The organism is Acetobacter aceti (genome assembly GCF_002005445.1).
Taxonomy (GTDB): domain Bacteria; phylum Pseudomonadota; class Alphaproteobacteria; order Acetobacterales; family Acetobacteraceae; genus Acetobacter; species Acetobacter aceti_B.
The window spans coordinates 3,008,545-3,020,396 of the sequence record NZ_CP014692.1; the positions used below are offsets into that span (position 1 = coordinate 3,008,545).

Below are 11,852 nucleotides of genomic sequence, written 5' to 3' on the forward strand. Positions count from 1 at the left end.
CGGACATGATCCGCGAACCTATGAAGCTTTCAGCTGACGGAATGCAGGTTCTTGAGAGATTCAATCAGGCTGGACGCCTGACTTTCCGGCATCGGACGTCCGAGAAGAAAGCCCTGCATCTCGTCACATCCATGCTCTGCCAGCAGGGAAAGCTGCGCGCCTGTCTCGATGCCCTCTGCGGTCACCCGCAGCTTGAGCTTGTGACTCATCACGATGATGGACTCAACAATCGTCCAGGCATTCGGGTCATTGGTGATCTTGTTGATGAACGACCTGTCTACCTTCACCTTGTCGAACGGAAAATTGTGCAGATAGGCAAGACTTGAATAGCCGGTCCCAAAATCGTCAAGCGCCACGCGAACCCCGAGCGCCCGCAGGTCACGGACCAGAGCCAATGCCTTGGGCACGTCTTCCATCAGCAGGGTTTCCGTCACCTCAAGCTCAAGACGGGAAGGCTGCAACCCTGTTTCTTCAAGAGTCTTCATGACGGTATTCACCAGATCCACACGCCGGAACTGGGTTGGGGACAGATTGACGGCAATACTCACATCAGACTGCCATCCGGCCGCTACCCCGCAGGCGGTTTTCAGGACCCACTCTCCCAGCGGCACGATGAGACCGGTTTCCTCGGCCAGTGGAATGAAACGATCCGGAGGAATCATCCCACGTGTAGGGTGCGGCCAACGCGCCAGCGCTTCGAATCCCGTGATGACCCCGGAAACATCGAACAGCGGCTGATAATAGATCCGCAATTCACTCCGCCCCAGCGCGGCACGCAGATCAAGCTCCAGATCATGCCGCTCCTGCACAGCCGTCTCCATACCGGCCTGAAACTCGTAGACCTGCCCCTTGCCTTTGATTTTCGCCTGATACATGGCGATATCGGCGTTTTTCAGAACCATCTGGGTGTTGTCGCCATCACGTGGACAAAGGGCGACACCAATACTGACCCCCACATAGACGTCATGCCCGCCCAGCGCGAAGGGCTGCCACAGACAGGCAATCAGTCTTTTCGCCAGATGAATGGCGTCATCTATGTCTGCTACCGAACGCAGGACGATCACAAACTCATCACCCCCCAGACGAGCGATGTAGTCGGTGTCTCGAAGCTGCGCCTGAAAACGAACGGCGACTTCCTTGAGAAGCTTGTCGCCGGCGTGATGTCCGAGAGAGTCGTTGACGGCCTTGAATCCATCCAGATCCAGGCCGAGCACGGCGGCCATTGTTCCATGCTGGAGCGCGTGCTCGATAACCTGACCAAGAACACTCTCCAGCCCCCGACGGTTGGGAAGCGCCGTCAATGTGTCATGCATCGCAAGATAACGAATATAATCTTCTGCGGCCTTACGTTCCGTCACGTCACGAATGGCGACCACAGTGGCCTGCCCATCAACGTAAGGCACTTCGCGCGACAGAACCTCAACAGGGATTCGTCGGCCGCCCGGCCCCAGCAATTCAAGCTGTTCAGGCGCGCCAATCCGGCCGGTCAGAACGGACGCCATGTCTTTCTGCGCGCCAAAACCACCAGAAAACAGATCAGGCACCCTCAGCAGCTTGATGTCATTCAGCTCCAGTCCCGTCATCTCGAGAATGCTCAGGTTGGCGTCCATCACCACGTCATCGCGACTGATCAGAATGCCCTCGAACGTGCCATCGGCGAGATGGCGCATCCTGTCTCCTTCCCGCTGCTGGGATGTCGCAACACGGATATCGAGCAGAGATGCAACACAAAGAAGAAACACCATCGCCAGCCCGCCCGACAGACACAGGACGGACAGGGGAGAGAACAGGGCGCTATCGGGTGTCTGGATAACCGTCAGCCACTGATCAAATGGCAGGATGGACCCCATCGATCCAAGCGGCAGCAGAGCCAGGGCGAACGCCAGAAGAATGCTTGCGACCAGCCGGGGGCGGGCCGCCAGGGCGCTTCCAAGCTCCCAGAAGGCAAAAGCGCACAGGGTGGCACCTATGACGAGTACAATCAGGACGGCGGAAAGATCATACGCAAGTGTGGCGGGACTGACAGTCGCGACAAGAATGTCAAAAGCCGAAAAGGCCATACCGAACGACAGCAGGGCTCCAGACATAATGGCCGTTTTGATGGAGCGTCTGACATTCAGATAAAAATAGGCCGCACCCACGGCGAAGCAGAAGGTCAGCAGACCCGTGATTTCGGTCGTGGGCTGAGGGAAATTCCAGAGCAGATTGGGATAGGTCGACCAGAATGTATCGAAAAAGATTGTCAGGTCGGCGATGGAAACAAGCAGGGCAAACAGCACGATCCGAAGCGGGATCGACCATTTGTTTCTGGACAGGAAAAAGATGGCCAGCGCCGCGAAAAGAAACGCCTGCAGAACCACTGTCACATGCGAACGGAGATGCTGTTCACTGAGAAGAAATGTAAACAGCCGTTCCATACAAGAATCATTCCGTTCAGGGACACATCAACTTTCTCCTGACTCTCGCACGTACTTCTTAATGATCGTATAAAGTCAATAGATGCTCGAGTTAAAAAAGAGACAGCCACTCGAAAAAGATTTCCAGGCGGACATGCGGTCCCTCGGCCGTACACCTGCTCCGGCATGATCCCGCCCATCAACACAAGATTCCCCCGGACCTGAACAGTGCAGCCAGCGGCTCCTGAAGGACACGTCTGACACCAGCCCTGAGGCTGGCGTCACCACAGGAGGCGTATCGACACTTGCCGAAACCACGTGATCTTACGGCACTTCAGATTATGCCTCCCCACCTGAGCCTGTCAGATGAGGAGAAATCTTCTATCCAGAGCGACGGCATCCGCCGACGGCGCATCGCCATCCTGCTGCCCGGCTATCGCGCGGCGGCTATGCGGGCAGATGGAGTTTTCGAAAGGGGAGCACAGGCGCTGCGACTTCAGGAGAGGCTGGAACTCCAGGATTTCACGGGGCGCAGGATATCTTCCGAGCCGTCCGGATACGATGCCGCGATCTGCGCTTTGGGTTCAACACCCCTCCCCTGCGCTGCTCTGCCTCTCAGGGCCTGCAAATCCCACGGAACACACAACTCGCCGGATGAAAGCATCTCGTGAAAGTATTTATACTACCATTTTTCATGGATAGAAATAAGATTTTCAGAAAGCTGACACCCAGACATTGACAGAAAACGGTATCGTTTTTTCTGACACCATTCCCTGTCGCATTTGAAAAAACAAAAGATACACAGATATCAATGGCAACCCGCCACTCGTCATATGTGCATCACGACTTTCATGCAGGCTCTGACCACGGAATTTTCTCTTGGCTGCAAAGATGATTTTTCTTTCCTGCATGGAATGTCATACTGAATTCCGGATTCATTTTCAGATCTCTGGATTTATTTATTTTCACTGAAATCTTATGATATAATCATAAATAATTATCATTACTGTAGAAACTCACCCAATATCACCAATAACATACTGCATATCGGGCGCGAACGGGACTTCCTTTGTCTGGACGCACTTACGCATTTCGCCCGCACAAACAACGGATTCCGCATGCCCTCCGCACCTCAGGGGACGGCTGAGATGCCAGTCGGACGTTGTCTCTGCAAACCTGACATCATGGAGGCCAACAAATGCTGCTCGGATATAATGCTGATTGCGTCATGATATATACCGACGACACCTCACAGTCCGATCACCACACGATCAAAGATGATTCGTAGCTGTATTATTCTGGCAACACTACCTCACAATCGTCCGCCATTTGGATGTCTAGATACCGCCGTATATAGACATCCTCACGCCTGAAGGGGAATAAAGGGCTTGCACCATATCCCTGCTCATATTCCGGACGCACCCGCCCCATGTCTTGCCGCTTCCCTACTGTTTTTATTGCCGGAACGTTTTCATCAGTTCTGCTGACAACTTCGGCGCTGGCCACCACGGCCGAGCCGTTGCAGGAAGGCAAGGCCAGCAGACAGACACCAGCAAAAACCCGGACAGCCAGAGCGCCTGTTACCGGAATCCCCGTCAAAAAAGCAGCAACCCGCACCACACTTTCCAGAGCCGCTCCCATTGCCGGAATACTGGATGGTTCCAATGGCGAAACAGTCACCGTACATGGTCATCACGCCGCTGACGGTACTGGCGCCAAATACATGAACAAGACTGTCTATCTCGGACCGCTGGGCAATCGGGATACGCTGGACACGCCTTATTCCATCATGGGCGTTCCGCATGATGTCATCGTCAATCAGCAGATCCGCAACCTCAACGATCTGGCGCAGTATCTGCCTTCCGTACAGCTGGAAGTTCGCGGCGACCCCAACACGTCCCGCCCACAGTCACGCGGTTTCGAGGCGGATGTGATTTCCAACTCTCGTCTGGACGGCCTGAACGTGGTCTCCACCACGCCTTATCCGGCGGAATGGGTGGACAATCTCCAGGTTCTGAATGGTCTGGCTGGCGCGATGTACGGGCCACAGAACCCGGCAGGTGTCTTTGAATATACCCTCAAGCGCCCGACTGACCGACGTACGGAACGATTGTCTGTCGGTGTGGATTCCGTCGGCACACCGACCGTAAACGGCGATATTTCCGGTCGTCTTGGTCATAATGGCTGGTTCGGCTATCGTCTGAATATGCTGCACGCCGACGGTACGGCCTACACGCAGGGCAGTTCGGTACGTCGCGAGATGGTCAGCGGTGACTTCGACATCCATCTGGATGACAAAACAGTCATCGAACTTGACGCCAGCCATTACACGTACGATCAGCGCGGCACAGCGCCCGGTTTCGGTATTCTGGCGACCGGTGTTGGCGGCGACAAGCTGCCCGAAGCGCCGGACCTGAGCAAGCGTCTGGCTCCCCAGTGGAGCGGCTACAACATGGAAACCAACACTTTTCTTGCCAAGATCAGGCACCAGATCAACGAAGACTGGAGCTTTACTCTCGGCGGCCTGTATCAGGATGCTGCGCGGCAGGCTTTCGGTGTGACTGATACGCTCTGCGACGGCGGCAAGTCCTGCGGTGGAAAGACCGGCAGTGACGGCTGGTACAGCTCGAAGGCGACAGCCACGACCACGGCTGACGATTTTCGTGTCGGCAGCAACATGGCCTATTTCAACGGGCGTGTTTACACCGGCCCGATCCGGCATGATCTGGTCATCGGCACCAACGGCTACATGATGGGTAACTACAACCCTGTCGCTGCCGTGACGAGCGCCCAGAATCTCGGCGTCATGAATATGTATGGCCCTTCCCCCGATGGCGGCACGCAGCCCTATTACCGCGGCCGCTACAAATCCAGCAGTGTGACCAGTCAGGCCTTCATCATTGGTGATACGCTGAAAATCAACGAGCACTGGTCGATCATGGGAACACTGGCCTGGAGCTGGATCAATCAGGAAGGCGCGCTGAACGCCACCAGTCCGCTTGTGAAAAGATTCAGCAAATCGGCGGCTTTCAGCCCGACGACAAGCATCATGTACAAGCCAACCGAAAATCAGACGATCTACTTCACATATGGCCGGTCGGTTGAAGCAGGCCCTGTCACCCCCAACAGCGCCAGCTATACCAATACAAATATCGCACTCCCGATCGCGCATTCCGAGGAATATGAAGTCGGCTACAAGCTGCGCTTTCTCCAGAAAATGCAGTTCAACGTGGCCGGTTTCAGAATCACCTCGCCTTACGCCCTGTATGTCGCCGCTGCGAATCCCTCACAGGGCTGTTCGGCCGGAACCAACTGCCAGACCTATCAGTATGGCGGAACGCAGCGGAATTACGGTGTTGAAGCGCAGATTTCTGGTGAAGTCCTGCCCAACCTGTCCGTTCTTGCTGGTATGACCTGGCTTGATGCGGAACTGGTCCACGCGGCCTCTCCCACACTCAACAAGAAGGAAATCGTCGGCGCGGCGCCTCTTCAGGCCAGCCTCCTGCTTGATTATCGCCTGTCGGCGTCGCTTGGGTCCTTCGCCTCGGGCTTCGCCTTCAATGCCGGCGTGCATTACATGGGCAACCGTGCGGCCAATGTCACCAACACGCTGCATACCGGTTCCTACACCACTCTTGAACTCGGCACGCGCTACGCCTTCCATGTCGCCAGATTTCCATGGGTTGCGCGGTTCGGCGTCAGCAATGTGACAAACGAACGCTACTGGGCGTCCGTTTATACCGGTTCGCCCAGCGGCACATCAGGCGCGGCGTCCAGCCTGTATGCCGGACTGCCCCGCGTCTATCACTTCACCCTGTCGGCAGAGTTCTGATCCGCTTTCACGAAAATCCGCTTGTTTGCAGCGCCTCGGGCCAAAGCGACAAGCGGATCAATTCCAACGAGCTGAATGAAAGACGGTAATTTTTCCGATATTTTTCCTGATGTTCATTGAACATCTTTTGAATAGAAAAATGTTCCGGGGCGTGTCGTCAGTTAGGCAGGATGATGATTGAGGCGAACTGAACGGCTGCGAGAAAGGTAGATTTGAGTTTATCGTATCGGGTTGCGAGAGCGCGGAACTGTTTGAGTTTATTGAGGAGCCGCTCGATAAGGTTTCTCTCCCTGTAGAGGGCGAAGTCTGTTTTTCGTTGTGTCGTTCTGTTCCGTTTTGGTGGAATGATCGAGATAATCCGGCGCTCTGTCAGCCGATCGATCAACCTGTCCGCATCATACGCCCTGTCGGCAAGGAGAACCTCCGGGTCGATGTTTTCCAGAAGTGGTTTTGCCTGAGCAATATCGGCATCCTGACCCGGCGTCATGTCGAGTTCCACCAAATTACCCAGCATATCGCAGATGGCATGGATATTCGTGGTCAGTCCGCCTCGTGAGCGTCCGATGGCCTGATCCGCGCCTCTTTTTGAGGGCTCCGGCACTGTGCTGGTGCGCCCGGACAATCGTGCTGTCGATCATCAGATACGCGTTGTCGCGATCGGCGATCGTCGACAAAATTTTCATAATCTCATGAAAATGGCGTCACAACCGCCCTCTCCTGCCTCGCCACCTGAAGACGCCTGCATTTTTCAACATCCGCCAGCATGTTCGCCGCCATTCTCTCCCAAAGAATATCGGTCTGTCTTGCCGGTCTTGCCGGCAGTGCCGGTCCCGCAGCAATCAGGGTTTCCAGCGCGCCCGCCAGAGCCGACACATTCACATCGCACAGAACAACACCGGGAAGTCCGGAAAACTGCTCCTCCAGACCACCCACACACGTGGCCAGCACCTGTTTTCCGGCGGCAATGGCAACAGCCCCGACACCGCTCTGACTGGCCTCCCGATAGGGCAGCACCATCACATCCGCCCAGCCGATAACACTGGCGATCCCATCTTCCTCCACCCAGCGATTTTCCACCGAAACATGCGGGAGAGCCGACAGTTTTCGCAATTCGTCCGAGTCCGGGCCGCTGCCGACAATGCGGAATTCAAACTCGAGAACCGGCGGCAGACGTTTCAGGGCTTCAAGAAGCAGATCCAGCCCCTTATAGGCCAGAAGCCGTCCGAACATGAGCAGTCGCACAGGACCAGGCTGTCGTTCGACGGGCTGCATTCCGCTGCCATTCCGCTGCACGGTCGGATAATCGAATGGCGGCAGGCTCGCGACCATGATCTCGCGTTCCCGCAGTCCCACCTGCTCCCGCAACTGAGTGGCGACATGGTGCGTCAGGGCCACGATCCCCTGCGCCTGCCGGATCAGGAGAGCCTGCAATGTATGCTGGAGAGGAAAACCATCACCCGGATGCGGCACGGCATCGTGCACGACCACGATCAACGGGACACCGGCGCACCGCAGGGCACACGCCATCAGCAGATCCAGAGGGCCAGTCATGGCGCAGATTGCCAGGTCAGGCTTCCAGAGTCGTATTCTTTTCAGCAGGCGCAGGATAATGACAGGAGCACCGAGCAGCCGGACCAGCAGTCCCCCCAGGCTCCCGTAAGTTTCCACCTGCCACACCGTCATCCTGTCACGAGGAAAGCCGGGCGCCGTAAGAATTTCGGCACGGCGGGAAAGACACAGCATGACCTCACGTCCCGGGAGACGGTCGACCGCCTGAGCGAGGTTGAGCCCGAAACGTGGCCCACCACCGCGCCGCCCCCATTGCCAGACAAGAACGCGCTTTATCATGCCGGCACTCGCCGCATGTCTTCGCGTGACGCTTCGGAACGTGTCATCGCCCAATGAGCCGCCAACAATTCACTGCCCGAAAACCGCTCGCGTGCGACACGCGCTGCCCGCGCGCCCAGTCTCTGACGCAGCACCACATCATCAGCAGCGCGGGACAAGTTTGCGACCGCTGATCCGATGTCCGCCTCGGCCCAGACAGCTCCTTCAGCTTCAAAAACTCCCCGTGGATCGCGAGCAGGCACCAGACGGCAAGAAACAGGCACGCCACACTCATCATTCAGGAATTCCGACGTCGCCGACCAGTCGGTCGCCACCACTGTGCGTCCCAGAAGCATGGCTTCTGCCGGAACGAGTCCGAAACCCTCACTGCGATGCAGCGAGAGCACGATATCGGCGCACTGGATCAGAGCCTGAGAATCCTCCTCCGGAAACAGTCGCTCCTCGATGCGGATATTTCCGGCTCCGGCAATGGCAGCCCTCAGGCGCTCCATGTCTTCCCGGTAGCGCCCGGCGTGTGACACTTTCAGCAGCAGGAACCGGTCGCGGCGCTCACCGAACGCCATGCGAAAAGCCTGAATCGCCGCCAGCGGATTCTTGCGCTCAAAACTGGAAGCCAGACTGAAAGAGACCAGCACGACCACCGCGTCTTCCGGCAGGCCAAAGGCACCCCGCCCCAGATGAGAGGGACGGAGCGGGCCAGCCGCCAGAGCATGGGGCACAACCCTCACGCGGCCCGGCATGATCGTTTCAAGCGCCCGGGCGGAAAACAGCGACGGCGTCCAGACCTCGTGAACGCAGTCCACAGCCATCTTCCAGAGTGGGGGAAGAACCGGCAGTTCCCATGCCCAGTATCCGATGATCCGGCGGTGACGCAGAAATCCGCGCCCCAGCTTCAACAGCACCGCAGGGAGAGAGGGAGCGTTGACGTGCAGCACCAGAGGAGACCGGGTCAGCCCGTCTTCTTCCGGCGGCGATGATGTTCCTTCGAACAGGCTGGCCTGAAAACCGCTGGCCGGAATACCCAGCGCCCGGCAAGCCCGCAGCATGATGCGTGCGCCCTCGCCCAGACCAGAGGCTCTGCTGATTTCGCCCCGACGAGCATCTGGCCACCAGCGGAAGGTGCCGGGTGATGCGCTTTCGGCGCCAGCCACGCCGTCAGCCCTGCCGCGCCACGCCTGCGCGGCTCGGCGGGCAGTTTGCGCCAGAGGCTGTGTAAAGGATGAAACTCTTTATCAGAGAGGGGATTCAAATCCAGAAAATCCGCATAATCTAAAAAATTATTCAAATCTTTCAAAGACTTGAACAGTTCATTACCCGTGCCGTAAAAGCGGCGGCACGTCCAGTAAACATATACGGTCAACAGTGGATGATCCGGGATTGCAGCCAGCGCCCAGACGTGAATACTCTCTCCCCATGGATGACGTCCGCGCCCCTTCCCCGGCACCACACCCCGGCTCGACCGACAGCGTCGCCATGCTGGCCCACATCATCGCTTTCAATACGACCAGCAACCTCACCGATCTCCCGCTCATCAGATGGATAGGCGAGTGGATGGATGCGCACGATGTCTCCTGGTCACTCAGCTACAATCCGGAAGAAACCAAGGCCAACCTTCACGCCATCATCGGTCCGCACCGGACGGGCGGCCTCGCTTTTGCCGGGCATGTCGACACCGTGCCTGTGGATGGACAGACCTGGTCATCCGATCCGTTTCAGCTCCACGAAAACGGCAGCCGGCTGACGGCGCGCGGGACCGCCGACATGAAGGGCTTTGTGGCCTGCATGCTGGCAGCCGTGCCCGATCTGGCGGCCATGGATCTGAAGCGTCCCGTCCACATGCTCTTTACCCACGATGAAGAGGTCACCTGCAACGGCGCGCGGATCGCCATGCAGCACGCTCAGGCCAACAATATCCTGCCATCATGGTGTGTCGTCGGAGAGCCGACTCTCATGCTACCGGTCATCGGGCACAAGGGACGTCTGTCCGTCCGGCTGACCGCACGTGGCAAGGCGGGTCACTCGGCCTATCCGGCGGACGGCGTGAATGCTCTTCATGCGCTTGGAGAAGCCATGGCGTGGGTTGCCGGGGAAGCTCGCCGTTTTGCGTTCGAAGGCAGGCAGGTTGAGGGATTTCATCCGCCGCATTCCACGATCCAGATCGGGCTGGCCAGCGGTGGTGTAGCGCTCAACATCATCCCCGAACATGCGGAAGCGGAAATCGAATGGCGCACGGTTCCCGGTGATGACGCGCATGAGCTGCTCGACCGCATGAAGCAGGCGCTGGCCGGAACTGACCGCTGGATGAAAGACACGTCGCCGGACTGCGGGCTGACCTTCGAGGTCATCAACGAACTGCCACCCCTGGCCCTTCCGAATAACGACCCTCTGGCCACGGTAGTGCGCCAAAGCGTCGGGACGAACGCCGAGGGGTTTATCTCTTACGGAACGGAAGCCGGGATCTATCAGCAGGCGGGAATGACCAGCATCGTGTGTGGTCCCGGCAGCATCGAACAGGCTCATCGTCCCGATGAATGGATCGAACGTAGCCAGCTTACGGCATGTGACCACTTCCTGCGTGACATGACCCGCCGTGTCTGCGGTGCTGACACACCGCCTCTCCTCACCCACAAGACGTAAAGGCGGCCAGCCACACGTCATGGATACTCCCACCCCCTCCGGCGAAGATTATTCTGTCCGCACGACACCCACACGCCGACTGTCCGATCAGTTGCCGCCTTCCTTACCCAACCTTCCCTCGTTGCCGCTTGAACTGACCCAGCCGGATCTCTCGCCCTGGCGGGAGGGGAATGTCGGCATTCCCGGCGTGCATCGTCTTTCCGGTCCATTGCCGGGTCCCCATGTCGCCGTCACCGCCCTCATGCACGGGAACGAATATGCAGGCGCCATCGTTCTGGCTGATCTGCTCAGGCAAGGCTTTGTTCCCCGACGCGGCACGCTGTCGCTGATTTTTCTGAATCTGTCGGCTTTCGCGCGCTTCTCTCCACAAAACCCGATCATGTCCCGGTTTGTGGATGAAGACATGAACCGGTTATGGGACACCGATTCCGCAACGTCAGTCCCGCGCTCCAGCGAACGGGCCCGTGTCCGTCAGCTGCTGCCCTATATCAGCACGGTCGACAGACTTCTCGATCTGCATTCCATGCTATGGCCAGCCGATCCACTCATACTGGCAGGACCATCAGAAAAAGGCGTTTCACTGGCGGAATCTATCGGCACTCCTTCTCTGATTGTCGTGGATGACGGACATCGCGCCGGCCCCAGACTGATCGACCTGCAACACTTCAGCCATCCGGAGTCTGCTGCACAGGCCTGCCTTCTGGAGGCAGGTCAGCACTGGACATGGGCCTCTCTGAGAACCACTCAACAGAGTGTCCGGCGGTTTCTGTCGATTTCAGAAACGGAAAAAGAAATCCAAAAGTCGGACGCTCTCCTGAAAGTTGCAGACGTCACGCACCGGATCACCGCGCACACAGGGCATTTCACGTTTACAGAACTTTTTCCAAGCGGTGCTCTCATCCCCCATCGGGGAACGCTGATTGCTCGTGATGGGCATGACGAAATCCGGACGCCTTACGATAACTGCCTTCTGGTGATGCCGAATTTTAGAGCCGCACGACACCATACAGCAGTGCGTCTTGCCCGCATCAGGCCGGCAAAGGCGGTCTGAACGACAGACTGCTGTCATTCAGACCAACCAGTTACCTGAAGCGTTTTGCAAAAAGCCTCATAGGCGGAATTATGCAACGGTCTCGGGG

The 11,852-nt window shown here is 57.5% G+C and carries 6 protein-coding genes and 2 pseudogenes; 4 read left to right on the forward strand and 4 right to left on the reverse strand.

Features of this window, described 5'->3' with window-relative positions:
• Nucleotides 1-29: 29 nt before the first annotated feature.
• Nucleotides 30-2,417, reverse strand: a complete 2,388-nt coding sequence (locus A0U92_RS13730; RefSeq protein ID WP_077813689.1) for a putative bifunctional diguanylate cyclase/phosphodiesterase — start codon at nucleotides 2,415-2,417, stop codon at nucleotides 30-32.
• A 284-nt stretch (nucleotides 2,418-2,701) separates the two neighbouring features.
• On the opposite strand from A0U92_RS13730, the gene A0U92_RS13735 reads away from it, so the two are divergent.
• Nucleotides 2,702-3,067, forward strand: coding sequence for a hypothetical protein (locus tag A0U92_RS13735; RefSeq protein ID WP_077813690.1), 366 nt, complete (start codon nucleotides 2,702-2,704; stop codon nucleotides 3,065-3,067).
• 758 nt (nucleotides 3,068-3,825) lie between these two features.
• Nucleotides 3,826-6,228, forward strand: coding sequence for a TonB-dependent siderophore receptor (locus A0U92_RS13745; RefSeq protein ID WP_077813692.1), 2,403 nt, complete (start codon nucleotides 3,826-3,828; stop codon nucleotides 6,226-6,228).
• Nucleotides 6,229-6,385: 157 nt separating this feature from the next.
• Here A0U92_RS13745 and A0U92_RS13750 read toward each other — a convergent pair.
• The 3 genes and pseudogenes from A0U92_RS13750 to A0U92_RS13760 all read right to left on the reverse strand — a co-directional run.
• Nucleotides 6,386-6,923 (reverse strand): annotated as a pseudogene (locus tag A0U92_RS13750) (IS5 family transposase); the annotation flags it as partial.
• Nucleotides 6,916-8,076 (reverse strand): glycosyltransferase family 4 protein, encoded by a 1,161-nt coding sequence (locus tag A0U92_RS13755; RefSeq protein ID WP_077813694.1) that lies wholly within the window; start codon nucleotides 8,074-8,076, stop codon nucleotides 6,916-6,918. The gene A0U92_RS13755 and the pseudogene A0U92_RS13750, both read right to left, overlap by 8 nt.
• Nucleotides 8,073-9,325, reverse strand: a pseudogene (locus A0U92_RS13760) (glycosyltransferase family 4 protein). Before A0U92_RS13760 ends, A0U92_RS13755 begins: the two are co-directional and overlap by 4 nt.
• A gap of 164 nt (nucleotides 9,326-9,489) precedes the next feature.
• Between A0U92_RS13760 and argE the strand changes: the two are divergent.
• Both argE and A0U92_RS13770 read left to right on the forward strand, forming a co-directional pair.
• Nucleotides 9,490-10,713: an acetylornithine deacetylase gene (gene argE / locus A0U92_RS13765; RefSeq protein ID WP_077813695.1), complete on the forward strand. Its 1,224-nt coding sequence runs from the start codon at nucleotides 9,490-9,492 to the stop codon at nucleotides 10,711-10,713.
• Nucleotides 10,714-10,732: 19 nt separating this feature from the next.
• Entirely contained in the window at nucleotides 10,733-11,764 is a 1,032-nt protein-coding gene (locus A0U92_RS13770; protein ID WP_236748153.1) for a M14 family metallopeptidase, read from the forward strand.
• Nucleotides 11,765-11,852 lie beyond the last annotated feature (88 nt).